Here is a 26,794-nt window from a genome sequence, read left to right on the forward strand (position 1 = left end):
CGGTTCAGCCGTGGCCGACCCGCAGCATCTCGGCGACATCGACCAGCTTGATGCGGGGCCGGCCGTGCGGCTCACCGGTGGACCGCTCGTGGGCGTCGATCAGTTGCCAGTGCTCGCCGGTGACCAGCGCCGGCTGGCGCGACAGCAGCCACTTCTGTAGTTGCGCGTCATAGTCGGCGTCGACCTCGGGAAGCTCGGCTGCCGCGGCCCGGGTGGCCAGGTCCGCGGCGAGGGTGTCGACGGTGGCTTGCGAGTCGCTCTTGTTGGAACCGATCACCCCCGACGGCCCGCGCTTGATCCACCCGACCACGTACTGATTGCGGGTGCCCTCGATACGGCCGTCGGTGTGCGGAATGGTGCAGCTGCGCTCGTCGAACGGCAGACCCGCCGTCGGCACCCCGCGGTAGCCGACCGCCCGCACCACCAGGTCCACCGGCAGCACCTCGCGCTCCCCGGTGTCGCGGGCACTGACCCTGCCCGTCTCGTCGGTGACGAGCTCGTTGCGGCCCAATACGATCTCCTCGACCCGCCCGTCGCCGCGAATCTCGACCGGGGACGTGCAGAACCGGAACACGATGCGCCGATTACCCGCCTGCTGCTCGCGGCCGACGTAGCCATTGAGCACCTTGAAGTTCGCCCGAGGATGCTTGGCTGCCGCTTCGACGTCGGCATCGGTGATCCCGGCCAGCTCTTCGGGAGCGATCACCACGTCGACGTTCGTCAGGCTCTTCATCTCGCCCAGTTCACGGAGTTCCGGGCTGGTGAAGGTGGCCTGCAGCACACCGCGCCGGCCGATGATCACCACCTCCTCGACACCGCGCGGGTCAAGCAATTCCAGCGCATGGTCGGCGATGTCGGTGCCTCGCAGCTCGGCGGGGTCGCTGACCAGGATCCGGGCCACGTCCAGCGCCACATTGCCGTTGCCGATCACCACCGCGCGCTTACCGGTCAGGTTCGGCGTCACGTCCTTGAAGTGCGGGTGGCAGTTGTACCAGCCGACGAAGTCGACGGCCGCGACGCTGCCGGGCAGGTCTTCGCCCGGGATGCCCAGGTGCCGGTCGGACTGGGCGCCGACGGCGTAGATCACCGCGTCGTAGCGTTCGGCGAGTTCCGCGGGCTGAACGTGCTCGCCGACGGCGACGTTGCCGAAGAACCGGAACCGCGGATCGGCCGCGATCTTCTCGAACTGCGCGCTGATCGATTTGATCTTCGGATGATCCGGCGCCACCCCGGAGCGCACCAGACCCCATGGCGTGGGCAGCATCTCCAGCATGTCGATCCGCACGTCGACCTCGCCTCCGGAGGCCAGTTTGAGCAGAGATGCCGCGGCGAAATACCCGGATGGCCCAGAGCCGACGATCGCGACATGGTAGGGCCGCATCCTCGAACCTTCTTTCCTGTCGGGAAAACATGCACGCAGGCGCGTATCCCCGATGCTAGAGGTCGACCCGCAACCGGCGCCGGTAACCTCGATAAACGTGGAACCCGACCGCCAGCCCGATATCGCCGCCCTGGACACCACCTTGACCACGGTGGAGCGGGTACTAGACGTCGATGGCCTGCGCAGCCGCATCGACAAACTCGAGCATGAGGCGTCCGACCCCAACCTCTGGGACGACCAGACCCGCGCCCAGCGGGTGACCAGTGAGCTGTCGCACGCCCAGGGTGAGTTGCGCCGGGTGGAGGAGCTGCGCAGCCGCCTCGATGACCTGCCGGTGCTCTACGAGCTGGCGGCCGAAGAGGAGGGACAGGCCGCCGCGGACGCCCAGGCCGAAGCCGACGCCGAGCTGGCGTCGCTGCGGGCCGACGTCGAGGCGATGGAGGTCCGCACCCTACTCTCCGGCGACTACGACGAACGCGAGGCGCTGGTCACCATCCGCTCCGGAGCGGGCGGGGTGGACGCCGCCGACTGGGCCGAGATGCTGATGCGGATGTACATCCGGTGGGCCGAGCAGCACAACTACGGCGTCGAGGTATTCGACACCTCCTACGCCGAAGAGGCCGGGATCAAGAGCGCCACCTTCGCGGTGCACGCCCCGTTCGCCTACGGCACGCTGTCGGTGGAGCAGGGCACCCACCGATTGGTGCGGATCAGCCCGTTCGACAACCAGAGCCGCCGGCAGACGTCGTTCGCCGAGGTCGAGGTGCTGCCGGTGGTGGAAACCACCGACCACATCGACATTCCCGAAGGCGATGTCCGCGTCGACGTCTACCGTTCCAGCGGGCCGGGCGGGCAGTCGGTGAACACCACCGACTCCGCGGTGCGCCTGACCCACGTCCCGACCGGGATCGTCGTCACCTGCCAGAACGAGAAGTCCCAGTTGCAGAACAAGGTGTCGGCGATGCGGGTGTTGCAGGCGAAGCTGTTGGAGCGCAAGCGTTCCGAGGAACGAGCCGAACTCGACGCACTCAAGGGCGACGGCGGCAGCTCGTGGGGCAACCAGATGCGCTCCTACGTGCTGCACCCCTACCAGATGGTCAAGGACCTGCGCACCGAATACGAGGTCGGCAACCCGGCCGCGGTGCTCGACGGCGACATCGACGGCTTCCTGGAAGCCGGAATCCGGTGGCGCAACCGGCCGGAGGGCGACTGAAACGATGATTTCGGCCTTCTCCCCGGGGCAGCGCTGGCACGACGTGTGGAGCGGTGAGATCGGCCAGTGGGTCATCGACAAGGGATTGCGGATCGTCCTGCTGCTGATCGGGGCGGTGCTGGCATCGCGGTTCATCACCTGGGCGGCGCGCCGGGTCACCCGACGGCTGGAACTGGGCTTCCAGACCAGTGATGCGCTGGTGCGCTCGGAGGCCTCCAAGCATCGCCAGGCGGTCGCCTCGGTGATCTCCTGGGTGTCGGTGGTGATGCTGTGCGTGGTGGTGGCCGTACAGATCACCGGGATCCTCGACATCCCGATCGGATCGCTGGTGGGCCCGGCGGCGGTGATCGGCGGCGCGATCGGCTTCGGCGCCCAGAAACTGGTGCAGGACCTGCTCAGCGGCTTTTTCATCATCACCGAGCGGCAGTACGGGTTCGGTGACCTGGTGCAGCTGAGCATGATCGGGGCGTCGGTGGAGGCGCTGGGCACCGTCGAGGACGTGACGCTGCGGGTGACCAAACTGCGCACCGCCGACGGCGAGGTGTTCACCGTGCCCAACGGCAATATCGTCCGGTCACTGAACCTGTCCAAGGACTGGGCGCGCGCCGTCGTCGACATCCCGGTGCCCACCAGCGCCGACCTCAACCGGGTCAACGAGGTGCTGCACCAGGTGTGCGAGAACGCCATGGAGGCCGACGCGCCGTTGCGTGACCTGCTGTTGGACACGCCGTCGATCATGGGGGTGGAGAGCATCGAACTCGGTGTCGTCAATCTGCGGATGGTGGCTCGCACGCTGCCCGGCAAACAGTTCGAGGTGGGACGCCGGCTGCGCATCCAGGTGGTGCGGGCGCTCGCGTCGGCCGGTGTCGTCACTGCCGGTGAGGTGCAACCGGTGGAGACCCCGTGACGGCCGGCCGGTCCGACCCGCAGCCCGCTCAGCCGAACGGCCGGCGGTGGCGCTGGCCGGCGCAGTTGTTCAACGGCCGGGTCCGCACCTCCACCGTGCTGTTGATCATCGCGTTCGTGGCGGTGTGGTGGGTCTACGACACCTACCGCCCGCAGCCGACGCCGCCGGTCGCACCGCAGGTGGTGCCGCCCGGCTTCATCCCCGACCCGGCCTACACCTGGGTGCCGCGCACCAAGGTCCAGCAACCCTCGGCCACGGTCAGCGAGACCCCGGCGCCGACGACCACCGAGACGACCAGCCCGACCGAACCGCCGACCCCGACACCGGTGCCCGGCTTCCCGTTCTGTCCGCCGTTGTGTCCGCCGCCGGCGCCGACTCCGCCGGCGCCGACTCCGCCGGAGCTACCCGGTCAGAGCCCGCTACCGGGGTCACCTCCGGCGCCGGGCGTGCCCACGCCCTCGGCTCCGGCCGGGCCGGTGACCACGCAGCCGGCGGCGCCCTAGCCCAGCCCTAGCCCGTGGCCTGACCGCGACAGCGCGCCGCACGGCTACACTGCGTGCCGTGATGATCACGCTCGACCATGTCACCAAGCAGTACAAATCGTCGGCCCGTCCGGCACTGGACAATGTCAGCGTCAAGATCGACAAGGGTGAGTTCGTCTTCCTGATCGGACCGTCCGGTTCGGGCAAGTCGACGTTCATGCGGCTGCTGCTGGCCGAGGAGACCCCCACCAAGGGCGACATTCAGGTGTCGAAGTTCCACGTCAACAAGCTGCCCGGCCGGCACATCCCGAGCCTGCGGCAGGTGCTCGGCTGTGTGTTCCAGGATTTCCGGCTGCTCCAACAGAAGACGGTGTTCGAGAACGTCGCGTTCGCCCTCGAGGTGATCGGCAAGAAGCCGGAGATGATCAACCGGGTGGTCCCCGAGGTGCTGGAGATGGTCGGGTTGTCCGGCAAGGCCAACCGGCTGCCCGGCGAGCTGTCCGGCGGTGAGCAACAGCGGGTGGCGATCGCGCGGGCGTTCGTCAACCGGCCGCTGGTGCTGCTGGCCGACGAGCCGACCGGCAACCTGGACCCGGAGACCAGTGAGGACATCATGGATCTGCTGGAGCGCATCAACCGAACCGGGACGACGGTGCTGATGGCGACCCACGACCACCACATCGTCGACTCGATGCGCCAGCGCGTCGTCGAGCTGTCACTGGGCCGGCTGGTCCGCGACGAACAGCGCGGTGTCTACGGAATGGACCGCTGACGTGCGCTTTGGTTTTCTCTTCAACGAGGTCCTGACCGGGCTGCGCCGCAACGTCACCATGACGGTCGCGATGATCCTGACCACGGCGATCTCGATCGGACTGTTCGGCGGCGGCCTGCTGGTGGTGCGGTTGGCCGACCAGTCCCGCAACATCTATCTGGACCGGGTCGAATCGCAGGTGTTCTTGAACGCCGACGTCGCCGCCGACGACCCGAACTGCGAAGCGCAGGAGTGCAAGGCGCTGCGCGAGCGGATCGAGAACCGCGACGACGTGAAGTCGGTGCGCTATCTCAACTCCGACGACGCCTACGCCGACGCGATCCGCAAGTTCCCGGAGTTCAAGGATGTGGCGAGCAAGGACTCGTTCCCGGCGTCGTTCATCGTCAAGTTGGAAAACCCGGAGCTGAGCAAGGATTTCGACGCCGCGATGGCCGACCAGCCCGGTGTGCTCAGCGTGCTCAACCAGAAGAAGCTGATCGACCGGTTGTTCGCGGTGCTCGACGGACTGTCCAGCGCCGCGTTCGCGGTCGCCCTGGTGCAGGCGGTCGGGGCGGTGTTGCTGATCGCGAACATGGTTCAGGTCGCCGCCTACACCCGGCGTACCGAGGTGTCGATCATGCGACTGGTGGGGGCCAGTCGCTGGTATACGCAATTGCCGTTCCTGGTGGAGGCGGTGCTGGCTGCGACCCTGGGTGTGATCATCGCGGTGGCCGGATTGATCGTGGTGCGGGCATTGTTCCTCGACAACGCGCTCAGCCAGTTCTATCAAGCACACCTGATCGCCCGTATCGACTATGCCGACATCCTCTATATCTCACCGATCTTGCTGTTGCTGGGAGCTGCGATGGCCGGGGCGACCGCGTACGTGACGCTGCGCCTCTACGTCCGGCGGTAGCGGGTGGCCAAGAAGCCGGGCGGCAAGGACGCCAAGAAGCAGGCCGCCAAACAGATCGTCGCGTCCAACCGCAAAGCGCGGCACAACTATTCGATTCTCGACGTATACGAGGCCGGGGTCGTGCTGCTGGGAACCGAGGTGAAAAGCCTGCGGGCCGGCCAGGCGTCGCTGGTCGACGCGTTCGCCACCGTCGACGATGGGGAGGTGTGGCTGCGCAACATGCACATCCCGGAGTACCGGCACGGCAGTTGGACCAACCATGATCCGCGCCGCGCCCGCAAACTGTTGTTGCACCGGCGCCAGATCGACATGCTGATCGGCAAGATCCGCGACGGAAATCTCACGCTGGTGCCGCTGTCGGTGTACTTCGCCGAAGGCAAGGTGAAAGTCGAACTGGCGCTTGCCCGCGGCAAGCAAGCCCATGACAAGCGGCAGGACCTGGCTCGCCGCGACGCCCAGCGTGAGGTGACCCGTGCGCTGGGCCGACGTGCCAAGGGTATGACCTGATCGGTTCGGCGCTGGCGCTGGTAGCGGCGGCCGGCTTCGGGATGGGCGACTTCGTCGGCGGCCTCGCCTCGCGGCGGGTCTCGCCGCTGCAGGTGCTGCTGGTCTCCACCCCGCTGGCGCTGGTAGGTCTGACGGCGATCGCGGTTGCCACCGGCGGTCCGATCCGTCCGGGTGCTGTCGGCTGGGGTGCGGCCTGCGGTCTGGCGCTGGGGGTGGCCAGTTGGTGGTTCTACGCGGCACTGAGATCCGGCCCCATTTCGGTGGTTTCGCCGCTGTCCGCCGTCGTGACAGCCGGGGTACCGGTCACGGTGGGCCTGATCCGGGGTGAGCGGCCCAGTGCGGTCGCCAGCGTCGGCATCGTGCTGGCCCTGGTGGCGGTGGTCCTGGTGAGCCGGGAAGTCACCGACGAGGACGTCCGACCGCACCGGTTCACCCCGAAGGTGGCGTGGCTGACCATCGGCGCCGGAGTGGGATTCGGGCTGAACTTCGTGTTCATCGAGAAGGCGCCGGTCGAGTCGGTGTTGTGGCCGCTGATGTTCGCCAGGTTGGCGGCCACGGTGGTGGTCGTCATCATCGCGACGGGCGCCGGCGAACTGCGGCTGCCCTCCGGCGGGACGCTGAAGCTTGCGCTGCTGGCGGGGTTGGCAGATACCGGTGCCAACGTCGCTATGCTGCTCGCCCTGCGCGGCTCGCAGTTGTCGCTGGCCAGCGTGCTGATCTCGCTGTTCCCGGCGGTGACGGTGATGCTAGCCATCGTGGTACTGCGCGAGCGGGTGCATCTTTGGCAGGTGGTCGGCATGGTAGCGGCCGTCGTCGCGGTGGCGATGATCACCGCGGGATGACGTGTTTGCAGCGGGGGAATGAACGGGGCCCGTTCGTCGTTGCAACCACGTACCATGAAGTGTCCGCCGAGCGTCGGCGGAAAATACCCAGGACAGGGGGCTGAAAGGTTTCGACTGCGTGTGTCGAATCAAGGGAAGCGTGCCGGTGCAGGCAGGAGACCACCGTTAAGCGTCGCTGTAACCAAGTAAGCGCCAAGGTTGCACTTACTCCGGCTAAGGTCGCTCTCCAGAGCGACTTCGCTCTCGCTGCCTAAGCGATAGCGGGCCTGTCAGACCGGGAAAGCCCTCGGCCCGGACCCTGGCATCGACTAGAGGGATCCACCGATACGTCCGGTCGCGGGATTTATCGGGACACCAACAGCGACTGGGATCGTCATCTCGGCTGGTTCGCGTGACCGGGAGATCCGAGTAGAGGCATAGCGAACTGCGCACGGAGAAGTCTTGAGGGAATGCCGTAGGACCCGGGTTCGATTCCCGGCAGCTCCACTTCGGGTAGCCGGCCAGAGCGACAAGCTCTGGCCGGCTTTCCTTTTCAGGCGCGCCCGAGCGTCAGTCCTGAACCTTCTCCTCGACACGGTCCCAGGTCTCGGGCAGCAGCGGCATCACCGGGCCGTCGCCGAACCCGTCGTCGCGCAACCGGATCAGTCCGGTCGACCGGGCAGCGGCGCGCTCTGCGGTTCCGGTGAAGCCCAGCGGGCCGGCGCCGGTTTCGGAGCTGCCGGCGGCCGGATCGAACGGTGGGTCGGCGAATTCGGGGTCCATCACCATGGTGGCGTCGGCGTATTCCTTCATCGCCGCGCGCCGGCGCTTCCGCGACCGCAACGGCGCCCGCGCCGACGGCGCCCTGGCCGCGCTGAGAGCCGAGAGGCCGGCGGCCGGTGCGGTGGCCTGGTCCCGATCGATCAGGGTGGGGCCGAAATCTTCGGAGTGATTGCCGCCGACCAGATAGCCGAGCATCTCGGCTCCGCTCACCGGCATGGCCGGTGCGGTGGTGGCCGGCGCCGGCGCACCGGCCGACGTCCCCGCCGACCCGGCGATGCCGGGGCCGATGCCGAAACCCATCGCGGCGGGACGATCCGCAGACCGCGGGGCGGCGTGCAGTACGGCCGGGCCGAGTGGGACCGGCGCGGGTGCTATCGCGGCTTCGTCGGCTTCCGGTTCGGGCTGCGGTTGCATCGACGCGATGAATTCGTTGATGGCGGAGATGAACAGCGGGAGGAAGATCGGGATCCGCACCGCAATGGTCACCAGGTGCAGGACATTCGACCAGAAGACGATGTTCCAGAACCAGAACCAGAACCAGCGGTTGGCCTCCTCGGCCGGATCCGTCTCGCCACCGCCGGGGTCGGTCGGGCCGGTGTCGGAGGCCAAAATCGGCGGCGCCGGGTCGGTAGCCGGCATCGACGCCAGCGCAGCGCCCGACACCGCGTCATAGGTGGCCATCACGGTGGCGGCCTGGACCCACATGCGCACGTAGTCGGCCTCGTTGAGTGCGATCGGGATGGTGTTGATGCCGAAGAAGTTCGTCGCGGTCAGTACGCCGTGGACGGTGTGGTTGAGTGCCAACTCCGCCAGGGTGGGCATGGTGGCCAAGGCGGTGCCGTAGGCCGCTGCGGCGACCTCGTGTTGGGCGGCGGCGCGGGCGCTGTCGGCACTGGCCCGGGCCAGCCAGTTCAGGTACGGGGCGTGCGCTGCGACGTAGCGGTCGGCACTCAGGCCCTGCCAAGCCGCCGACCGGGTGGCGCCGAGCAGAGCGACGAGCTCCGTTGCCGCCGCAGAATATTCGGCACTCAGCGCCGACCAGGCCCCGGCAGCGGTCAACAGCGCGCCCGGGCCGGGCCCGTTGGCCAGCAGCGCGGAATGCACCTCCGGTGGTGCCGCGATCCAGATCGAGGGCATCGGCGTCTAACGACGTGACGCGCCGACGGTAGCCGCCCTGCCCGAGGGACCGACCGGCGTGATCAGCGCAGCTATCCGGCCGCTGTCCGCGAGACGGCACCGCAGTCCGCGAAACGGGACTTGACACATGTAATCAAAGGTAGCATTGCCTAATCTAACTTCGCATCCGCTGCGGGCCTCGGTGATCGACGGCACAGCCATTCGACGCAGCCGTGCACCGCAGGGCAGCGAATCCTGGCCGGCCCCGTTGACCGGCGATAACCTGGGGTATGGCCGCGAAAACCACCATCCGCGTGGCCCGCGTCTATGACGAACCCCGGGCCGAAGACGGACAACGGATTCTCGTCGACCGGGTGTGGCCGCGCGGATTCCGCAAGGATGACCCCCGGGTGGGCCACTGGTTCAAAGATGCGGCGCCCTCTCGGGAACTGCGCAGCTGGTATGACCACCGGCCGGAGCGTTTCGACGAGTTCGTCGCCCGCTACAAAGACGAACTGGCCACCCCGCAGGGCGCCATCGCGTTCGAAGAATTGCGCGAGCTGACCCGCGGCGCGAAGACCGTCACGCTGGTGACCGCGACCCGCGATGTGGACGGCAGTCAGGCCGCGGTGCTGGCCGAGCTGCTCGCGCAGCGCTGACGCCGGACCCGAGCCGGGAGCCTAGCCCCGGCCCGCGGTCGTGATCAGCATTCCGATCGGGATGCTCACGATCAGCGCCGCGATGAACAGCCGGTAGGCGAACAGCCGCCAGCCGCGTCGTGCGGGGCGTCGCACACCGTAGAGCAGCCACGCCAGCACGGCCAACAGCAGCGCGGACCCGAGGTCGAACACCACGATGTGGTCGGTGACGACACCGAGCACGATCGCCGCACCGGAGACGTTGAACGCTGCCGCGGTGACCACCGCCGCGCCCGGCGTCAGTGCTTCGGCCGCCAGCACGGCCCGGCCCGCGCCCAGCACCAACTGGCCGACGCCGAGCACCAGTACCAGGTAGGCGACCGCCCAGACACCATGGCGGGTCGGGGCCGGCGCCGCGATCGCGGCGGCCAGCGCGCCACCGCCCACCACCGCAGCGGTGCCGGCCACGGCAAACGGTTTGAATCCCGCCCGCTCGTCCCACAGCCGCAGCAGCGCCGGCTGCTGCGACGGGCCGGGCGGGCCCGCGGTGCGGGCCGCGCCGGCCACGTCGCTCATCGCCGGCTCCCGTCGCCGCCGCAGTATTTCGTCATGATCAAGCCTCCGGGCCTGAGATTACCGGGGCGGTGGCGATGGCCCGGCTCGCAGCGCACCCTCACGTGGCGTGCAGGCCACGTTGGACCGATGACTAAAGTTGTCAGGTGCCTTCCGACTCTTCAGCTGCCCGGACGCGGCTGCCGCGAGAGGTCGGGGTATTGCTGGGCGCGAACTTCCTGATCGCGCTCGGCTACGGCGTGGTGTCGCCGGTATTGCCGGTTTATGCCCGGCATTTCGGCGTGAGTATCTCCGCGACGACGTTCCTGATCACCGCGTTCGCGTTGACGCGGTTGTGCTTCGCGCCGGTGAGCGGGATGTTGGTCCAGCGGATCGGGGAACGCCGGGTCTATGTGACCGGACTGCTGATCGTCTCGGTGTCGACCACCGCGTGCGCCTTCGTCCAGACCTACTGGCAGCTGCTGTTCTTCCGAGCGCTCGGCGGCGTCGGATCGACGATGTTCTTCATCGCCGCGGTCGGCCTGATGATCCGGGTCAGTCCGGCGGATGCCCGGGGGCGGGTCGCCGGGATGTTCGCGACGGCGTTTCTGCTGGGCACCGTCGGCGGGCCGGTACTGGGCAGTCTGACAGCGGGTTTCGGTCTGAGCGCGCCGTTCCTGTTCTATGGATCGGTGTTGTTGGTGGCGGCCACCGGCGTGTTCGTCAGCCTGCGCCATTCGCATCTGGCCGAACCGGCCGACTCGTCGGGGCCCACGGTGTCGGTGCGCGCGGCGCTGGCCCATCCCGCCTACCGGTCGGCGCTGTTGTCGAACTTCGCCACCGGTTGGTCGGTGTTCGGCCTGCGGGTCGCGCTGGTGCCGCTGTTCGTCACCGAAGTCCTGGACCGCGGGCCCGCGGTCGCCGGTCTGGCGCTGGCCACCATCGGGATCGGCAACGTGTGCGCGGTGCTGCCCAGCGGCCACCTCTCCGACCGGATCGGCCGGCGCGGCCCGCTCATCATCGGTGTCTCGGTGGCCGGGGTCGCCACCATCTTGCTCGGCGCGAGCGGGTCGCTGGCGATGTTTTTGGCCGCGGCATATCTGGCCGGTCTGGCCTCGGGCATGTACGGCGCGCCGCAGCAGGCCGTCATCGCCGACCTGGTCGGCAATCAGGCCCGGGCCGGGACCGCGGTGGCCGCCTACCAGATGATGGCCGATTTCGGGTCGATCGTGGGATCACTGGCGGTCGGGCAGATCGCCCAACGGCTGTCGTTCGAGTGGGGGTTCGCGATCAGCGGCGGCGTGCTGCTGGTGGCGGCCGTCGCCTGGATGCTGGCGCCGGAGACGCGCGCGCGAGCCCCGATCGGCGAGATCACCGGTGCGACGTGGCTAGGCTCGGTTGATGGTGACGCTGGACCGGCTGGTCAACGTAGTGGGGAGCTACGGGGTTCGCCTCCGGTTCTGTTCCGTCCCGCGGACGACGACGCTGAGCAGCGTCGTGATGCACGAGGTGACCGGTGAGCGCGCCGCCGTCGGCGACGTCCTGCTGGCCGTCGGCGCCCGCTCGGTAAAGGAGGCGGTGCGCTGGGCGGTGGCCGCCAAGGCGGTCGCGGTACTGGTGCGCGACGCCGAGGACAAGACCGCGTTCGCCGGCGAGGGTGAGTCGCTGGCGGTGCTGGTGGTCGATCCGGCGGTGTCCTGGAGCGAGTTGGCCGCGATCGTCTACGGACTGGTGCTCGAGGGCCGGGAGACCGAGTCGGGCCGTGGGCCGACCGATCTGTTCGCGGTGGCCGACAGCCTCGCCGATGCCGTCGGAGGGGCGGTCACCGTCGAGGATCAGCTGGGTCGGGTGCTGGCCTACTCGCGCGGTCAGCGGCACGCCGATCCGGCGCGATCGGCGACGATCCTGAACCGGCAGGAGGCCGGGCCGCTGCGAAAATTGTTCGAAAAGCGGGGTGTGCTGGCGCATCTGGAATGCCACGACGAACCGCTGTTCGTCGCCGCCGCCCCCGAGCACGGACTGACCGGCCGGATGGTGGCGGCGGTGCGGGTCGGCCGGGAACTGCTGGGAGCGGTGTGGGTGGCGTGCCCGGCCCCGTTGAACGGTCACCGGCTGACGGCACTGGCCGACGGCGCCCGCACGGTGGCACTGCACGTCTTGCGGTCGCGCGCCAGCGCGGACCTGGAACGTCAGGTCGAATCCGACTGGGTGAACCGGCTGCTGGACGGCCGGACCGACTCCGCCGAGGCCGCCGCCCTGATCGCCAGGCTGGGGCTGCCGCAGACCCCGCTGCGCGTGGTCGCTGTGCACATCCGGATCGCCACCCAGCCGCATGCCGGGCTGTTGCTGGCCTTCGAGGCGGTCACCACCGGCTTCGGCTGGTCGCGTCCGGGCCGTAGTGCGCTGGCGGCCAACACCGTGTACACGGTGCTGCCCGCGCAGGACGCGGCGCAGGCGCGGCAATGGGTGCGCGGACTGCGCTCGGTCCTGCCGCAACAGGCCGCCGTGCTGGCCGGGATCAGCGCAGTGGCAGGCGTGACCGAGCTGGCCACCGCGCGCCGCGAGGCCGAGGAATGCCTGGCGCTGCACGAAGCCGGGCCGCACGATCTCGCGCCGCCGGCCTACGACGAGGCCTGGGACGAGATCGTGTTGCGGCGGCTCTACACCGCGGCACGATCCGGTCGGATACCGGCCCGCGGGCCGGTCGCCGAACTGCGCAACCACGACGCGGTGCACGGCACGCCGTACGTGGTCACGCTGCGGGCCTGGCTCGACGCCCAGGGCGATCTGGCTCGCGCCGCCGAGCGGCTGGGCGTGCACGAGAACACCATGCGTTACCGGTTGCGCAAGATGGCCGAGGTGACCCCGCTGGGTCTCGACGACGCCCGCGCCCGGCTCGCGGCGATGATCGAGCTGGCAGCCGGTGACCTGTCGGTTTTCGACAAACCCTGACGGCACCGTTGTTCGAACCGGTTAAACCGCAGATCGGGTGATCGCCGCATCATGGAGCAATGGGTGCGGACAACCGGATCGACGGCGTGCCACGGTCGGTGATCGTGGTGGGCGCCGGCATCGTCGGGTTGTCGACCGCGTGGTTCCTGCAGGACCGCGGTGTCGAGGTCACGATCGTCGATCGTGTCGGTGTCGCGGCCGGTTCGTCGTGGGCCAATGCCGGCTGGATCTCCCCGGCACTGGCTATCCCGCTCAACGAGCCCGCCAATCTGCGCTTCGGGCTGCGGTCGCTGTTCAGCCGGGCCGCGCCGTTGCAGGTTCCGCTCAACGCCGGGCCGGCACTGTGGTCGTTTCTGGCGCGTTTCGCCGCCAACAGCCGGCCCTCGGCGTGGCGCCGCGCGGTGCGGGCCAACGCGCCGCTGAGCGCCGAGTGCATCGAGGCCTACGACGTGCTGGTGGCCAACGGCGTCGACGCCCCGGTCACCGATGCTCCGATCACCGCGATCTTCCGCACCTCCGCCGACGCCGAGCGCCTGCTCGACGAGCTGCGGCGATTCTCGGAAGCAAGCCGGCCGGTGTTCTGCACCGAACTGACCGGTGCGGCGCTGCGCGAGCGCGTGCCGCTGGCGTCCTCGGCCGTCGCCGCGGCGGTGCAGATCGACGGCCAGCGTTTCCTCGACCCGGGCCGGTTCGTGACCGCGCTGGGTCGCGCTGTGGTCGAGCGCGGTGCCGTGCTGCACACCATGGACGTGACAGACGTGGCGCCCACCGGCGACGGCGCCGTGGTGACGGGCCGCGACGGTACGACGCTGACTGCGGCGGCCGCGGTGATCGCCAGCGGCGCCTGGCTGTCGCAGCTGACGGCGCGCTGGATTCGGGTCCCGGTGCGGGCCGGCCGTGGCTACTCCTTCACGGTGCCGGTCGACGGGCCGGTCACCGGTCCGATCTACCTGCCGGACGCCCGGGTGGCCTGCACACCGTTGAACGCCAAACTGCGGGTCGCCGGAACCATGGAGTTCGGCGATCCGGACGCCCCGATCGTCCCCGCCCGCGTCGAGGCGATCATCGCGGCAACACGCCCCCTGCTCGACGGGGTGCGCTGGGCCGAACGCACCGATGTGTGGGTGGGCCCGCGCCCGGTCAGCCCCGACGGGCGCCCCCTGGTGGGGGAGGTGAGCCCGCGTACCGTTTACGTGGCGGGTGGCCACGGTATGTGGGGCCTGACGCACGGCCCGGTGACGGGCCGGTTGCTGGCGGAGCAGATCACCACCGGCAAACAGTCCGCGGTATTGCGTGAACTCGATCCGTTGCGCTGAACCCGGTAGTACTCCAAGCTGATTCCGTTCGTAAAGGAGATCGTCGATGACTGATTCGCAAGGTGTCTGGATGACACAGGAGACCAAGGACCGGCTGCTGGCCGAGTTGGCCGAGTTGTCCGAGCCGCATATCGGCTCCGGCACCGCCGACATCAGCGAGCAACAGTCCCGCCAGGCGCGAATCCACCAGATTCACGACCTGTTGTCGGTCGCGGTCGTCGGCGAGGACCCGCCGGACGACGGTGTGGCCGAGCCGGGCATGGTGCTCAAGGTCCGCTACGACGACGGCGACACCGAGACCTTCCTGCTGGGGGTGCGTGACGACGATCAGAGTGGGCTGGAGGTCTATTCCCCGCAGTCACCGCTCGGTAAGGCCATCACCGGGGCACGGCGCGGCGAGCAGCGCACGTATCAGGTGCCCAGCGGTGCCAGTGTGACGGTGACACTGCTCGACGCGGTGCCTTTCGGGCTGCACAAGACGCAGCACCCGGCCTGACCGGGTGGATGAGCGACCAGGTGTTTTGAGCCTGGGCGTAGCGGTGGTGTAGCTTCGATGAGCACGACATCGCGGGGCTATGGCGCAGCTGGTAGCGCACCACACTGGCAGTGTGGGGGTCAGGGGTTCGAGTCCCCTTAGCTCCACTCATTCGTTGAGTACTCCGTCCCGTCCGCGCTGACCGCACCGAAGTGCGGGGCAATTATTCGGGCCGACGCCGAGTCAATGCGGCTGATCCGCATCGGTACGGTAACGGAATAAATCGGGCGACCGGACAACTTACACCGTTGTGATACGGTTCGTTTGCAGTCATCAGATTGCGTGTCCGGGGGGCTGGATACTAACAATCGGAGTTCACGTTGAAGAGCCTCGGGAGAGCCGGTATCGCGTTATTCACCGGCATTGGCTTGTATGCAAGTGCGCTGATTTTCAGTGCCAGTGCGGCGGCGGCGCCATTTTCGGTGGCGCCGTTGCCGGTGGGTGGTCCGGTGTGTGCGGGTGGCGTCGTCGCTCTCACCTCCGGTGAGGCGGCGCCGGTTGCCGGTGTGGCCGACGCGGCGGTGCTGGCCGGCGCGGGAGTGCCCTGCGGACCTGCTGCGGCTGACCTGACCACTCTTGCGGGGCCCGTGCCGATGGGACTTCCCGGTCCGGTGCCTCCGGTGCCGATCGCCCCGATCCCGGTGCTGCCGGGTGCCCCCCCGCCGGTGCCCTTCGTCGCGCCGGGGCCGGCCGGCGCGGCCGCCGCGAGCCCTATCGCGGCGGCGGCGACCGAAGCTATCAGTGCCCCTATCGGCTTGGCCGGCGGCACTAAATAGAGACCCCTCGGTAAAGGGGCCTGCGACCACTCGGTCGCAGGCCCCTTTCCGCGTCGAAATGGTGCGAATGCCGGATGCGGAATATTTTCTCGAATTGTTATTCCGAAGCGACTCATCCGTTACAGAATTATGTTTATCGAAACCCGATAGGCGATGTCATTCAAATGTTCACAAGCCGTCGTGGAGTACCCGCACAGTAACCCGCGATGTCGTCGACGATATCCCGGTAGAACCGGTCCATGCATTTCTCGGTGACATAACCCAGGTGCGGGGTGAGCACGGTGTTCTCCAGCGACGTCAGCGGGTGCCCGGCCGGCAGCGGCTCCTGCGCGTAGACGTCGAGCCCCGCACCGCGAATCCGCCTTTCGCGTAGTGCCTCGATCAGCGCCGCCTCGTCGATCAGCCCGCCGCGGGAGGTGTTGACCAGGATCGCGCTGGGCTTCATCGCTGCGAGCTCATCGCGGCCGATGACACCGCGGGTCGTCTCGGAGAGCACCAGGTGGACCGACACGACATCGGCGGCCTCGAACAGGCTGCGCCGGTCGAGCAGTTCGGCCTGCGCTTCGGTGGCGCGCTCGGAGGTCAGGTTCGGACTCCACGCCACCACCCGCATGCCGAAGGCGTGGCCCACCGCGGCGACCAACCGGCCGATGCGGCCCAGTCCGACCAGTCCCAGCGTCGCCCCCGCGAGATCGGCGCCGACGGTCTGTTGCCAGCGGCCGGCGCGCAGTGCCCGGTCTTCGACGATCAGGTGGCGCTGCAGGGCATGGATCAGCGCCCAGGTGAGTTCGACCGTCGGGGTGATGATGCCGCCGGTGCCGCTCACGGTGATCCCCAGCCGGTGAGCTGCCGCGGTGTCGATGGCGGCGTTGAACGGCCCGGTGGTGACCAGCAGTCTCAGGGACGGCAGTCGGCCCAGCAGGTCGGCGTCGATGGCGGTGCGCTCCCGCATCGCCACCACGACCTCGCGGTCGGCCAGTCGGGCGACGAGTTCGTCGCCGGGGGCGATGTGCTCGCGCAGTGCCAGCAGGTCGACGGGCCGCGGGATGGCCGACCAGTCCACGGTTTCGGCGATGCCCTGGTAGTCGTCGAGCACCGCGATTTTCAGCGGGGAAGTGGTGGCGGTCATCAGAACGCGTCCGGGTCGCGCTGGACCTCCTCGGGCACCGGATGCTGATACAGCCGAGAAGCGTTCTCCCAGGTCAACTTCCGGATCACGTCCGGGGCAAGATCGCCGATCTGTTCGTGGATGACGCGCTGGGTGTGCGGCCAGGTCGAGTCACAGTGCGGGTAATCGGCTTCGAGCAGGATGTGGTCGGTGCCGATGCGCTCATGCTGGCAGAACGACGACTGGTCTTCGACGGCGCAGAACCAGAAGTTGCGCTGCAGCACTTCAGCGGGTGTCAGGGTCTCGCCGAGCGCCTTCCAGGTTCCGTACATCTCGTGATAGCTGCGCATGTGGTCGAGCCGGTCCAGCAGCCCGGCGACCCAGCCGATCCCGCCCTCGGACAGACAGATCTTCAGCTCGGGGAACCGGCTGGGCAGCCCGGAGTAGAGCCAATCGACCGCGGCGGAGATGGCGTAGGCGAAGAACAGCACGCCGGCGACATCGGGCGGTGCGTCCTCGGTGGTGGACGGCGCCGATCCGGATGATCCGATATGCAGGTTGACCACGGTGCCGGTCTCGGCGCACGCGGCGATCATCGGATCCCAATGCCCGGAGTGGATGGTCGGTAGGCCCAGCATGGCCGGGTTCTCGCTGAAAGTGACCGCGCGAAAGCCTCTTTCGGCGTTTTCGTAGATCATGGCCGCCCCGAGTTCCGGGTCCAGCAGCCAGGGCAGCTGGCAGCCGATGATGCGGTCCGGGTAGGAGCCGGCCCATACCTCGTGATGCCAGTCGTTCCATGCCCGCACCGAGGCCAGCGCGAGCTCGCCGTCGCCGGTGGTCAGTTGCAGGCGCTGCCCGGCGAAGCCCGGCAGGAATGACGGGAAATTCAGCGAGGCGTAGATGCCGTTGAGATCCATGTCCTTGATACGTTCGTGGATGTCCCAGGCGCCGCGGCGCATCTCGTCGAATCGGGCGGGTTCGAACCCGTACTCCGACACCGGCCGGCCGACCACGGCGTTGAACCCGACGTTGGGTAGTGACTGGCCGTCATACATCCAGGTCTGGCCGCCGTTCGCGGTCTCGACCACCCTGGGTGCCCGGTCGGCCAGTTTGCGCGGGACTCGGCCTTCGAAGGTGTCGGGCGGCTCGACGATGTGATCGTCGACCGAGATCACCGTGTAACGCCGTTGCGCGCGTGGCGGTTCCGGCAGGAACGTCACGGTGCGCTCGGGGCCGGCCGTGGCGGTGGTGAAGTTCGGGTCGGAGCTCAGTTCATCGATCGATCTCACTGACGGCCCTCGATTCTCTTCAGTCCAGCACGCGGCGGTCGGCCTTGATGGTCATGCGCGCCGCTCCGGCCCAGTACACGTCGGCGGCGCGTTCGATCAGCGATGCCTGCATGCCGGCCATATCCGAGCGCTTCATCGGTGACGGCGTTCGACCGGTCAGCATGACGTGATAGGCCAGCTTGCAGACCCGTTCGATGGTCGCGGACCGATAGACCGCCTCGGCCAGGGTTCGACCGGTGGCGATCACCCCGTGCGAGGCCAGGATGGCCAGATTCGCGCCACCGGTGCGCTCGACCAGCTCTCGAGCCCGGGCGGCAGAGTCGATTTCGCCGTCGTAGCTGTCCACGAAGCACAGGTCGTCGAGGAACAGCGACCCGGTCTGGTGGACGAGTTCCGGCAGCGTCTGCAGTGCTGCCAGCAGGCTGACGTAGTAGGGGTGGTTGTGGATGACCACCCGGGCGTCCGGGCGGGCCCGGTGCAACTCGGTATGGATATGGATGGCCGGAGTGACGTCCCAGCGGCCCCGGACCACCCGGGCGTTCTCGTCGACGGTGCAGATGTCGGAGGCGGTGAGCTCGGCCCACCACAGTCCCCAGGGATTGACCAGCATCTCGGTCTGGCCGTTGGGCTGCCAGGTGATGTGACCGGCCATGTTCTCGGCGAAGCCGATCTCGGCGAGGTGGCGAAACGCCACGGCGAGCGCCTGGGCGTCGCTCAGTTCGACTCCGATCGGCGGCACCACCGAGGGCACCCAGACCGCCGAGCCACCGGGCCGGGTCAGGTCAGCGGCGCTCACGGTGGCCCGTCGTCGGCTCGGTCATGACCAAATCATATGGAAATGAGACGGTGCGTCAATCACCGTCACCGCCGTTCAGTGAGCCGCCGTCGCGCGAGGCGCGAGGCCCGCCCGGGCGGATCATCGCGGGATCGACCACGCCCGCCCATCCGGGGTAGCGCTGAGCGTGCACCAGGTGCGCCGCCGCGAGGTCCCGGGCCCGCTGGGCGTCGCCGACGTCGATGGCGTCGATCACCTGACGGTGGTCCTCCAAGACGGCGCGGCGTTCGGACACCGGCACCGTCGAGTGGTCGGTGACCTGCGTCGACCAGCTTTGCTCGTGGGCCGACCACAGGGTCTCGAGGGCACCCGCCATCACGAGCATGGTGGCGTTGCCGCAGTGCGTGACGAGCGCTTCGTGATAGCGCCGGCTGGCCGAGGTTGCTTGCGGTAAGTCGTCGACGGCCGCCACCGATTCCTCGTGCAAGCGCCGCAAGATCGGCACCACGGTGCTCTTGCGGTCGGGCCGCTGAGCGCACAGCGCCGCACAGGCCGGTTCGACCTGCAGCAAGGCGGTGCCGACATCGGCGAGGCTCACCTGCTGGGAGCCCAGCACCAGGCCCATCGTGTAGGCGACGTTTGCTGGGGTGGGGCGATGAATGACCGCGCCGCCGTGTTTGCCACGGCGCACGGTGAGCAGGCCCTCGGCCTCCAGGATCCGCATCGCCTCGCGCAGCGACGGCTTGCTGATGGCGAATTCCGTCAGCAGTTCGTCCTCTTTGGGCAGCACCTGATCGTCGGTGAGCTGGCCGGTGAGGATGCGCCGGCGGAGCTCGTCTGCCACCTGTTCGGCGAGCCGCCGGAATCGGACGGTGGGTGCTGCCACCTGGTCGAGTGTGCCAGATCGACCCGGCTCAACCGGCCCGATAACCGTTGAATCCAAATGATTTGTGTCATACGATCGCCGTGCGAGAAGGGGACCACGGGCGTGCAGCACTGGACTGTCGGCGAAGTTCGCATCCACGCGGTCCTGCAGGCGGTCATCCCGATCCCACCCTCGCGAATGTTCGCCGATGCGCCCGCCCTGCTCCGGGCGGCGCCGGATTACTGCGACTCGTCGGGCAACATCCTGATGGCGATTCAGTCCTACCTGATCGAATCCGGGCAGGCCCGCGTTCTCGTCGACACCTGCTTCGGTGACAGCTTCCTGCGGACTCGGCAGATACCGGATCGCTTCGCCGAGTCGTTGGCCGCCACCGGATTTCGCCCCGAAGACATCACCACGGTGGTATGCACCCACCTGCACCGCGACCACGCCGGCGGCAACACCGTGCAACGGGCCGGGCAGTGGGTGCCGGCATACCCCAACGCCGACTATCTGGTGACCGCGGCCGAACACGAGCACTGGGGTGAGTTCACCGGTGAGGACCGAGTGGCACCGGAATGCGTTGCGCCGCTGAAACAATGCGGCAGGCTGCGGCTGACAGAAGCGGATCACCGGGTGGCCGACGGCATCCGGCTGGTGCCGACCGCCGGACATACCCCGGGGCACGTGTCGGTGCGCATCGAGTCGGGCGGTTCAGCGAGGCTCGACGGAGGAGAGGCGAAGCTGGGACCGCCCCATGAACGCGGCGGTTCAGCGAGGCTCGACGGAGGAGAGGCGAAGCTGGGACCGCCCCATGAACCCGCCGGCGCCGTCGCCTACATCAGCGGCGACGTCGTGCATCACCCGGCGCAGATCGGCGACCCCGGGATCTGCGCCCTGCCCGACGCCGACCCGGGTGCGGCTCGCGCCAGCCGGCTCGAACTGCTGCGCCGGGTCGCCGACGAGCGCGCGCTACTGCTCGGATCGCATTTCGCCGCCCCGTCGGGCGGCTACGTCCACAGCGCCGACGGCGGAATGGTGTGGCAACCGCTGGTAGAGCGAGAGGGAGCACGATGACCGAGACACCGCGCCTGCTGCCGGAGGGGTTCGACTTCACCGACCCCACGCTCATCGGCGAGCGGATCCCGCACGAGGAGTTCGCACTGCTGCGCAAGACCGAGCCGATCTGGTGGAACGCCCAGCCGTTCGGCGTCTCCGGCTACCCCGACGAGGGCTACTGGGTGGTGACGAAGCACGCCGACGTACGGGCGGTGTCGCTGCAGGACGAGGTGTTCTCCTCGCATGAGAACACCTCGCTGATCCGGACCAACACCACCAGCAACCAAGACCTGCACGACGCCAGCCGCGACAACATCATGCTGTTCCTCGACGGACCCAAACACGCCAAGCTGCGCCGGATCGTCTCCCGCGGATTCACCCCGCGAGTCGTCGCCGGCATGCGGGATTCACTCGAACGCCAGGCCCGCGAGATCGTCGCGGCCGCCGCCGAGCACTACAGCGGCGACTTCGTCACCGAGGTCGCCTCCCAGCTGCCGTTGGCGACCATCTGTGAGCTGATCGGTGTTCCGGCGGATGAGCGCCAGCAGGTCTTCGACTGGAGCAATCGGTTGGTGGGCGGCGGCAACGGCGACCCGGAGGCCGCGGCCGACGGGATGCAGGCCTCCGCTGAGCTGTTGGGCTACGCCTACCAGATGGCCGAAGACCGCAAGGCCCACCCGCGCGACGACATCGCGACGGCACTGGTCACCGCGACGATCGACGGAGAAGCACTGACGGCGCTGGAATTCGGCTACTACGTGATGATGCTGATGGTCGCCGGCAACGAGACCACCCGCAACGCCACCTCGCAGGGGATGCTGGCCTTCTTCGACCACCCCGACCAGTGGCGGTTGTTCGTGTCAGAACGCCCGCCGACCATGGTCGACGAGGTGGTCCGCTGGGCCACGCCGGTGATCTCCTTCCAGCGCACGGCATTGCGCGACGTCGAGCTCGGCGGGGTACACATCACCAAGGGGGAGCGCGTCGGGATGTTCTACGGCTCGGCCAACTACGACGAAGAGGTGTTCGACGACCCGTTCACCTTCGACATCCGGCGCAGCCCCAATCCGCATCTGGGCTTCGGGGCTCCCGGCGCGCACTACTGCATCGGGGCCAACCTCGCCCGCATGCAGATCAACCTGATCTTCGGGGCGCTGGCCGACATCATCCCCGACATTCGCCGGCTGGACCGCGCCTCGCGATCCGTGTTGCCCTGGATCAACGGGATCGACGCGATGCCGGTGGAATTCGGTGACGCTGCGATGACTTCGGGGTCGCCCTGACGCGCGGCGTCACTCCTTGATGATCACCGGGTCGCCGATATTGACCCGGTCGAAGTACCACTCGGCATCGGTCGGGCTCAGACCGACACAGCCGTGGCTGACGTTCTCCAGGCCCAGCGAGTGAAGCGCCCACGGCGCCGAGTGCACGTAGAGGCCCCGCCGGCTGATGCGCACCGCCTGCTCGACGTCGAAGCGGTAGCCTTCGGGGTCGTCGACCGGGATCCCGACGCTGCTGGAGTCCATCAGGACCTTCTTCTCCTTGGCCAGCACGGTGTAACGGCCTGTCGGCGTGGGGAATGCGGACTTGCCCATGGTGGCGGGCATCACCCCGTCCTCGCCCCAGTGCGGGCGGTGGTGCGGTGCCGGCAGCGGGTCGGCCACCTCGTCGTCGACGCTCACGGTGAAGGTGTGCGCCGACACGCTGGCGACCCCCACCACCTTCGCGCCGGTGCTGAAGTCGGCGGAGAGCTTGCCCACCGACAGCGCCACGGTGCTGTGCGACGGCCAGTAACGGTCCGGAACCCAGTGGACTTCGGTGTCGTCGACCCACTCATACGTGCCGGTCATGGGCGGGTCCGTCCGCACCGGGATGGCGCGTTCGGCGGCCCGGTGGTCGCCGACCGGCGTGGAGAACCTCACCACCACCGGGTGTGCCACCCCGACGACGGCGCCCGACGCCGGCTGGATCGAGGCGATGCCCGAGGGTTGGTCGGCGGCAGCCGAACTCGTTCCCGGGGGCATCACCACCGTTGTCAGAGCCACTCCCACCACCACGACTGCAGCGCGTACCGATGTCCACATCTCCGGCGTACCTTCCCGACCAAAACTACTGGTGTTTACGAGGTTGATCGTAGGTAGACCGGGCCCCCGATCCCGGGTGCACATGCGCACGAACGGGTCAAGGCTTCATCAAGTTTTGGCCACGGCCGGGTGCGGGCGCGGAAGGCTACGCGGCGAAACCGGGCAGCAGCTCCAGTGCGAGCCCCCGGACCGGTACGTGCGCGTCCAACTGGGCCAGAATGCCGGTCGTCGTACCGATGACCCGCCCCAGCATCACCAGGTTGGGCGGCAGGTCCAGTTGGCGGGCGGTCTTGATCTGGTGAATCGACTGGTCCAGTTGCGCGGCGACCAGCGTCTGCAACCAGTCGCGGCTGAAGTGGAACACCTCGGGCGCCATCGGCTCGACGTAGCGGCGCAGCATGTCGTCGACGTCCTCGATCGAGATCTGTTCGCCGGGCTGGATGAAGCCGGCCTTCTCCAACGTGGGCAGCAGCAGGTCGTAGTCGGACTGGCCGGCGAACCGCAGCGCCATGCCCAGCTCCACCGGGAGGCCGTCGGGCAGCGGCGCCACCGCACCGAAGTCGATGACACCCATCCGGCCGTCGGCCAGCAGCATGAAATTGCCCGGATGGGCGTCACCGTGCAGCATTCCGACCCGGGCCGGCGCGTCCCCGATCAACTCCACCAGCCGGGTGCCCAGCAGGTCGCGCTGCTCGGCGGTGCCGTCGGCGATGATCTGCGACATCGCGACGCCGTCGAGCCACTCCTGGATCACCACCTTGGGGGCGCTGGCCACCACGTGCGGCACCGCGAAGTGCGGGTGGCCGGCATAGGCCTTGGCGAACGCGCGCTGGTTGTCGGCCTCGCGCCGGTAGTCCAGTTCCATGTCGGCGCGCTCGATGAGCTCGTCGACGATGCCCTGCACGTCGGCCCCGGGTGCCAGCGGCTTGAGCACCCCGGTCAGCCGCCGCAGCGTCTTGAGGTCGGCGCGCAGCGCCTCGTCGGCGCCGGGGTACTGGATCTTGACGGCCACCGCGCGACCGTCGGACCACACCGCCCGGTGCACCTGGCCGATGCTGGCCGCGGCGACCGGATCGTCGTCGAAGGAGCTGAACCGCTCCCGCCACCGGGTGCCCAGCTGGGCGTCGAGCACCCGGTGCACCTTGGCCGACGGCAGCGGCGGGGCATCCTTCTGCAACTTGGTCAGCGCCTCGCGGTAGGGCTCGCCGAACTCCGCCGGCACCGCCGCCTCCAGGACCGAGAGCACCTGGCCGACCTTCATGGCGCCGCCCTTGAGCTCGCCGAGAACGGTGAACATCTGCTCGGCGGCCTGCTCCATGAGCTCGGCGGTGACCTCGTCCTTCGACCTGCCGGCCAGCCGTTTGCCCAACCCGAGCGCGGCCCGGCCGGCGAAGCCCAGCGGCAGGCCCACCAGCCTGGCATTGCGCGCCGCCCCCCGACGGGTGATGTCAGCCACCCATCGATCATGCCCGATGAACGGCCTCAGCAGCAGCGTCCACCGGGATCGGCGCCGTAGCGGCGCCGCCAGTAGTCCCGCTCGGAGAGCACCGGTTCGCCGGGATGCGCCTGCCGGCGGTACTGCAGGTAGCGGCGGTAGTGGTTGTCGCCGAGCAGGGACGCCCAATACCAGCCGATGTGGCGGGCCGCCCGGACTAGACCGCTTGCTGCGCGTCCCACTGCTGCTGTACCTCTCGCTCGGTCGCCGTCGGGATCAGTCCGGCCGGCGCGAACCGCCGGGACAGTACCGGCGGTGGTTCGATGGACGGCACAGCACCGCGAATCGCCTTGACCGAGACCACGATCCCGGTCACAAAGACCACCGCCACCAGGCTGGCGAACACGATCGACAGGCTGCCCTGGATGAAGGTGTTGCGGACGACGTCGCGCAACTGCGCCGCGTCGGCCGCCGATCCGAACGACGTCTCACCGGCCCGCTCGGCGGCCCGGTAGGCGAAGTGCTGCGTCCAGTAGCCCACTCGCGGATCGGACGAGAAGATCTTCTGCCACGACGCCGTCATGGTCACCGTCAGATCCCACAGCAGTGGAATGCCCGGTATCAGCGCCCATTTCAAGTCGGATCGGTGTCGGCTGCGTTTGATCACGATCACCGTCACCACGGTCAAGGCGATCGCGGCCAGCAATTGGTTGGCGATGCCGAACAGCGGGTAGAGGGTGTTGATCCCGCCGAGCGGGTCGGTGATCCCCATCAACAGGATCGAGCCCCATCCGGCGACCACGGCCACGCTGCACACCCACGCCCCGATCCGCCAGCTCGGGTCGGCCAGCCGGCGCAGCGGGCCGCCGAGGTTGCTCAGTGAGTCGGCGAGCATGAACCGGGCCACCCGGGTGCCGGCGTCGAGGGTGGTCAGGATGAACAGCGCCTCGAACATGATCGCGAAGTGGTACCAGAACGCCTTGAGGTCCGGCCCACCGAAGACCCGGCCCAACACCTCGGCGATCCCCACCGCAAGGGTCGGAGCCCCACCGGTACGCGAGACGATCGACTCCTCGCCGACCGCGGCCGCTGCGGCGTTGATCTGGTCGGCGGTCACCGGTGCGCCGCCCAAACCGAGTCCGTTGACGTAGGCGGCGGCGCTCTCGGCGGTGCCGCCGGTCGCGGCGACCGGGGCGTTGAGGGTGAAGAACAGATGTTGGTCCAGAATCGAGGCGGTGATCAGCGCCATCACCGCCACGAAGGACTCGGTGAGCATGCCGCCGTAGCCGATGAGCCGCATCTGGCTCTCTTTTTCCAGCAGCTTCGGGGTGGTACCCGAGGAGATCAGGGAGTGGAATCCCGACAATGCTCCACACGCGATCGTGATGAACAAGAACGGGAACAGCGACCCGGCGAACACCGGCCCGTCGCCGGTGTGGGCGAACGCCGAGACGGCCGGAGCGGCCATCGCCGGTCGGGCGATCAGGATGCCGACTGCCAGTAGCGCGATGGTGCCGACCTTCATGAACGTCGACAGGTAGTCACGCGGCGCCAGCAGCAACCACACCGGCAGCACCGACGCGGCGAAGCCGTAGCCGATGATGCACCACGACAACGTCACCGGGGACAGCGTGAACCATGCGGCACCCCAAGATGTTTCGGCGACCCACCGGCCGGATGCAACCGCGCCCAGCAGTGCCACGATCCCGATCAGGGACACCTCGGACACCCGGCCTGGACGCAGGTACCGCAGATAGAGGCCCATGAACAGCGCAATCGGGATCGTCATCGCGATGGAGAACACGCCCCAGGGGCTGACCGCCAGGGCCCGCACCACGATCAGCGCCAGCACCGCGATCAGGATGACCATGATCACCAGCACCCCGATGATCGCTGCGGCGCCGCCGACCGGGCCGAGCTCCTCGCGTGCCATCTGCCCCAGCGAACGGCCGCGCCGCCGCACCGAGCACCACAGCACCAGGTAGTCCTGCACGCAACCGGCCACCACCGCGCCGATCACGATCCAGATGACGCCGGGCAGATAGCCCATCTGGGTGGCCAATACCGGGCCGACCAGCGGGCCCGCGCCGGCAATTGCGGCGAAGTGGTGGCCGAACAGCACCCGGCGGTCGGTCGGCAGGTAGTCGGTGCCGTCTTCGAACAGCTCCGACGGCGTGGCGTGCTGGTCGCGCGGACGGACGATCTTGCGTTCGATAAACCTTGCGTAGCAACGGAATCCGATGATGTAGGTGCACAACGCGGCGACCACGAACCATACCGCGTTCACCGACTCGCCGCGGACGAAGGCGATCAGTGCCCACGCCACCGCGCCCACGACGGCGAGCGCACCGAGCACCAGTTTGTGACGCGTCGAGATCGGGGAGCGGTCGACAATGGCGACCGGGGGCAGGGCGGGATCGGTGTGCAGATAGGTCACCGGACCGTCGTATCGCGCGATAACCTCGGGCGCGGTCGGTGCGGCCACGTGTCCCTCCTTGGGGCCTGCCGGATGCCCGAGTGGCAGCGGTTTCCG

Annotated in this window: 26 protein-coding genes, 1 tRNA gene and 1 other RNA gene; 17 read left to right on the forward strand and 11 right to left on the reverse strand. The window is 68.5% G+C overall.

The genetic code is table 11. From position 1 onward, the window contains the following. Positions 1 to 4: 4 nt before the first annotated feature. The gene (locus AWC24_RS14560; protein ID WP_085086080.1) at positions 5 to 1,381 is read right to left on the reverse strand and encodes an FAD-dependent oxidoreductase; all 1,377 of its coding nucleotides are present in this window, start codon (positions 1,379 to 1,381) and stop codon (positions 5 to 7) included. Between the two features lie 97 nt (positions 1,382 to 1,478). Here AWC24_RS14560 and prfB point away from each other — a divergent pair, with 97 nt between their 5' ends. The 8 genes from prfB to ssrA all read left to right on the forward strand — a co-directional run bounded on the left by prfB (position 1,479) and on the right by ssrA (position 7,488). Further along, positions 1,479 to 2,594 carry a peptide chain release factor 2 gene (gene prfB, locus AWC24_RS14565; RefSeq protein ID WP_085086082.1) on the forward strand — a complete coding sequence of 372 codons (1,116 nt, stop codon included), beginning with the start codon at positions 1,479 to 1,481 and terminating at the stop codon, positions 2,592 to 2,594. Positions 2,595 to 2,598: 4 nt separating this feature from the next. Next, positions 2,599 to 3,501, forward strand: coding sequence for a mechanosensitive ion channel family protein (locus tag AWC24_RS14570; protein WP_085086084.1), 903 nt, complete (start codon positions 2,599 to 2,601; stop codon positions 3,499 to 3,501). Next, positions 3,498 to 4,004 (forward strand): Rv3103c family proline-rich protein, encoded by a 507-nt coding sequence (locus AWC24_RS14575; protein ID WP_085086086.1) that lies wholly within the window; start codon positions 3,498 to 3,500, stop codon positions 4,002 to 4,004. The genes AWC24_RS14570 and AWC24_RS14575 overlap by 4 nt, the downstream gene beginning before the upstream one ends. Before the next feature lie 61 nt (positions 4,005 to 4,065). After that, positions 4,066 to 4,755, forward strand: a complete 690-nt coding sequence (ftsE, locus tag AWC24_RS14580) for a cell division ATP-binding protein FtsE (protein WP_041318390.1) — start codon at positions 4,066 to 4,068, stop codon at positions 4,753 to 4,755. A 1-nt stretch (position 4,756) separates the two neighbouring features. Beyond that, on the forward strand, positions 4,757 to 5,650 hold the full coding sequence (gene ftsX / locus AWC24_RS14585) for a permease-like cell division protein FtsX (RefSeq protein WP_085086088.1): 894 nt from the start codon (positions 4,757 to 4,759) through the stop codon (positions 5,648 to 5,650). A 3-nt stretch (positions 5,651 to 5,653) separates the two neighbouring features. Further along, positions 5,654 to 6,157 (forward strand): SsrA-binding protein SmpB, encoded by a 504-nt coding sequence (gene smpB / locus AWC24_RS14590; protein ID WP_085086090.1) that lies wholly within the window; start codon positions 5,654 to 5,656, stop codon positions 6,155 to 6,157. Further along, positions 6,154 to 6,999: a DMT family transporter gene (locus AWC24_RS14595; protein WP_085086092.1), complete on the forward strand. Its 846-nt coding sequence runs from the start codon at positions 6,154 to 6,156 to the stop codon at positions 6,997 to 6,999. The genes smpB and AWC24_RS14595 overlap by 4 nt, the downstream gene beginning before the upstream one ends. Positions 7,000 to 7,095: 96 nt before the next feature. Continuing rightward, positions 7,096 to 7,488, forward strand: a transfer-messenger RNA (tmRNA) gene (gene ssrA / locus AWC24_RS14600). Between the two features lie 60 nt (positions 7,489 to 7,548). On the opposite strand, the gene AWC24_RS14605 is transcribed toward ssrA, so the two are convergent. Further along, positions 7,549 to 8,898: a PPE family protein gene (locus tag AWC24_RS14605; RefSeq protein WP_085086094.1), complete on the reverse strand. Its 1,350-nt coding sequence runs from the start codon at positions 8,896 to 8,898 to the stop codon at positions 7,549 to 7,551. Positions 8,899 to 9,167: 269 nt separating this feature from the next. Between AWC24_RS14605 and AWC24_RS14610 the strand changes: the two genes are divergently transcribed. Further along, positions 9,168 to 9,536: a DUF488 domain-containing protein gene (locus AWC24_RS14610; protein WP_085086096.1), complete on the forward strand. Its 369-nt coding sequence runs from the start codon at positions 9,168 to 9,170 to the stop codon at positions 9,534 to 9,536. Between the two features lie 21 nt (positions 9,537 to 9,557). On the opposite strand, the gene AWC24_RS14615 is transcribed toward AWC24_RS14610, so the two are convergent. Then, positions 9,558 to 10,091, reverse strand: a complete 534-nt coding sequence (locus tag AWC24_RS14615) for a hypothetical protein (protein ID WP_085086098.1) — start codon at positions 10,089 to 10,091, stop codon at positions 9,558 to 9,560. Positions 10,092 to 10,234: 143 nt separating this feature from the next. Between AWC24_RS14615 and AWC24_RS14620 the strand changes: the two genes are divergently transcribed. From AWC24_RS14620 to AWC24_RS14645, 6 genes are all read left to right on the forward strand, one after another. Further along, positions 10,235 to 11,587, forward strand: a complete 1,353-nt coding sequence (locus AWC24_RS14620) for an MFS transporter (protein ID WP_163705310.1) — start codon at positions 10,235 to 10,237, stop codon at positions 11,585 to 11,587. Continuing rightward, on the forward strand, positions 11,469 to 13,019 hold the full coding sequence (locus AWC24_RS14625; protein WP_085086100.1) for a PucR family transcriptional regulator: 1,551 nt from the start codon (positions 11,469 to 11,471) through the stop codon (positions 13,017 to 13,019). Before AWC24_RS14620 ends, AWC24_RS14625 begins: the two co-directional genes overlap by 119 nt. Positions 13,020 to 13,078: 59 nt before the next feature. Next, positions 13,079 to 14,335 carry an NAD(P)/FAD-dependent oxidoreductase gene (locus AWC24_RS14630; RefSeq protein ID WP_085086102.1) on the forward strand — a complete coding sequence of 419 codons (1,257 nt, stop codon included), beginning with the start codon at positions 13,079 to 13,081 and terminating at the stop codon, positions 14,333 to 14,335. A gap of 46 nt (positions 14,336 to 14,381) precedes the next feature. Beyond that, positions 14,382 to 14,831, forward strand: a complete 450-nt coding sequence (locus tag AWC24_RS14635; RefSeq protein ID WP_085086104.1) for a GreA/GreB family elongation factor — start codon at positions 14,382 to 14,384, stop codon at positions 14,829 to 14,831. A 73-nt stretch (positions 14,832 to 14,904) separates the two neighbouring features. Then, positions 14,905 to 14,977: transfer RNA gene (locus tag AWC24_RS14640), tRNA-Ala, on the forward strand. Positions 14,978 to 15,301: 324 nt separating this feature from the next. Next, positions 15,302 to 15,646: a hypothetical protein gene (locus tag AWC24_RS14645; RefSeq protein WP_133055731.1), complete on the forward strand. Its 345-nt coding sequence runs from the start codon at positions 15,302 to 15,304 to the stop codon at positions 15,644 to 15,646. A 160-nt stretch (positions 15,647 to 15,806) separates the two neighbouring features. Here AWC24_RS14645 and AWC24_RS14650 read toward each other — a convergent pair whose 3' ends face one another. Genes AWC24_RS14650 through AWC24_RS14665 form a run of 4 tightly spaced genes read right to left on the reverse strand, consistent with a single transcriptional unit; the run spans position 15,807 to position 19,704 of the window. After that, positions 15,807 to 16,775: a D-2-hydroxyacid dehydrogenase family protein gene (locus AWC24_RS14650; protein WP_174813597.1), complete on the reverse strand. Its 969-nt coding sequence runs from the start codon at positions 16,773 to 16,775 to the stop codon at positions 15,807 to 15,809. Further along, a complete protein-coding gene (locus AWC24_RS14655) occupies positions 16,775 to 18,043 on the reverse strand; it encodes an amidohydrolase family protein (protein ID WP_085086108.1) in 1,269 nt (422 codons plus the stop codon). The genes AWC24_RS14650 and AWC24_RS14655 overlap by 1 nt, the downstream gene beginning before the upstream one ends. A gap of 19 nt (positions 18,044 to 18,062) precedes the next feature. After that, positions 18,063 to 18,839, reverse strand: coding sequence for a class II aldolase/adducin family protein (locus tag AWC24_RS14660; protein ID WP_085086110.1), 777 nt, complete (start codon positions 18,837 to 18,839; stop codon positions 18,063 to 18,065). A 55-nt stretch (positions 18,840 to 18,894) separates the two neighbouring features. Then, on the reverse strand, positions 18,895 to 19,704 hold the full coding sequence (locus AWC24_RS14665; RefSeq protein ID WP_085086112.1) for a FadR/GntR family transcriptional regulator: 810 nt from the start codon (positions 19,702 to 19,704) through the stop codon (positions 18,895 to 18,897). Positions 19,705 to 19,806: 102 nt separating this feature from the next. Between AWC24_RS14665 and AWC24_RS14670 the strand changes: the two genes are divergently transcribed. Together AWC24_RS14670 and AWC24_RS14675 are read left to right on the forward strand one after the other, a co-directional pair. Next, positions 19,807 to 20,760: an MBL fold metallo-hydrolase gene (locus tag AWC24_RS14670; RefSeq protein ID WP_085086114.1), complete on the forward strand. Its 954-nt coding sequence runs from the start codon at positions 19,807 to 19,809 to the stop codon at positions 20,758 to 20,760. After that, positions 20,757 to 22,025 (forward strand): cytochrome P450, encoded by a 1,269-nt coding sequence (locus AWC24_RS14675; RefSeq protein ID WP_085086116.1) that lies wholly within the window; start codon positions 20,757 to 20,759, stop codon positions 22,023 to 22,025. The genes AWC24_RS14670 and AWC24_RS14675 overlap by 4 nt, the downstream gene beginning before the upstream one ends. 9 nt (positions 22,026 to 22,034) lie before the next feature. On the opposite strand, the gene AWC24_RS14680 is transcribed toward AWC24_RS14675, so the two are convergent. From AWC24_RS14680 to AWC24_RS14695, 4 genes are all read right to left on the reverse strand, one after another. Next, complete coding sequence (locus tag AWC24_RS14680) at positions 22,035 to 22,826, reverse strand: L,D-transpeptidase (RefSeq protein WP_085086118.1); 792 nt, start codon at positions 22,824 to 22,826, stop codon at positions 22,035 to 22,037. Positions 22,827 to 22,971: 145 nt separating this feature from the next. Further along, positions 22,972 to 24,282: a macrolide-binding ATPase MABP-1 gene (locus AWC24_RS14685; protein WP_085086120.1), complete on the reverse strand. Its 1,311-nt coding sequence runs from the start codon at positions 24,280 to 24,282 to the stop codon at positions 22,972 to 22,974. A 26-nt stretch (positions 24,283 to 24,308) separates the two neighbouring features. Next, positions 24,309 to 24,503: a YbdD/YjiX family protein gene (locus AWC24_RS14690; RefSeq protein ID WP_085086122.1), complete on the reverse strand. Its 195-nt coding sequence runs from the start codon at positions 24,501 to 24,503 to the stop codon at positions 24,309 to 24,311. Continuing rightward, on the reverse strand, positions 24,479 to 26,746 hold the full coding sequence (locus AWC24_RS14695) for a carbon starvation CstA family protein (protein WP_085086124.1): 2,268 nt from the start codon (positions 26,744 to 26,746) through the stop codon (positions 24,479 to 24,481). The genes AWC24_RS14690 and AWC24_RS14695 overlap by 25 nt, the downstream gene beginning before the upstream one ends. Positions 26,747 to 26,794 lie beyond the last annotated feature (48 nt).

Source organism: Mycolicibacter senuensis (assembly GCF_002101885.1).
Taxonomy (GTDB): domain Bacteria; phylum Actinomycetota; class Actinomycetes; order Mycobacteriales; family Mycobacteriaceae; genus Mycobacterium; species Mycobacterium senuense.

What these genes read in the sequence shown, in the direction of transcription:
- AWC24_RS14625 (WP_085086100.1), top strand. Translation starts at nt 11,469, where the DNA reads ATGGTGACGCTGGACCGGCTGGTCAACGTAGTGGGGAGCTACGGGGTT.
- AWC24_RS14570 (WP_085086084.1), top strand. Translation starts at nt 2,599, where the DNA reads ATGATTTCGGCCTTCTCCCCGGGGCAGCGCTGGCACGACGTGTGGAGC.
- AWC24_RS14650 (WP_174813597.1), bottom strand. Translation starts at nt 16,775, where the DNA reads ATGACCGCCACCACTTCCCCGCTGAAAATCGCGGTGCTCGACGACTAC.
- AWC24_RS14610 (WP_085086096.1), top strand. Translation starts at nt 9,168, where the DNA reads ATGGCCGCGAAAACCACCATCCGCGTGGCCCGCGTCTATGACGAACCC.
- AWC24_RS14560 (WP_085086080.1), bottom strand. Translation starts at nt 1,381, where the DNA reads ATGCGGCCCTACCATGTCGCGATCGTCGGCTCTGGGCCATCCGGGTAT.
- AWC24_RS14635 (WP_085086104.1), top strand. Translation starts at nt 14,382, where the DNA reads ATGACTGATTCGCAAGGTGTCTGGATGACACAGGAGACCAAGGACCGG.
- AWC24_RS14605 (WP_085086094.1), bottom strand. Translation starts at nt 8,898, where the DNA reads ATGCCCTCGATCTGGATCGCGGCACCACCGGAGGTGCATTCCGCGCTG.
- AWC24_RS14675 (WP_085086116.1), top strand. Translation starts at nt 20,757, where the DNA reads ATGACCGAGACACCGCGCCTGCTGCCGGAGGGGTTCGACTTCACCGAC.
- AWC24_RS14630 (WP_085086102.1), top strand. Translation starts at nt 13,079, where the DNA reads ATGGGTGCGGACAACCGGATCGACGGCGTGCCACGGTCGGTGATCGTG.
- AWC24_RS14680 (WP_085086118.1), bottom strand. Translation starts at nt 22,826, where the DNA reads ATGTGGACATCGGTACGCGCTGCAGTCGTGGTGGTGGGAGTGGCTCTG.
- ftsE (WP_041318390.1), top strand. Translation starts at nt 4,066, where the DNA reads ATGATCACGCTCGACCATGTCACCAAGCAGTACAAATCGTCGGCCCGT.
- AWC24_RS14615 (WP_085086098.1), bottom strand. Translation starts at nt 10,091, where the DNA reads ATGAGCGACGTGGCCGGCGCGGCCCGCACCGCGGGCCCGCCCGGCCCG.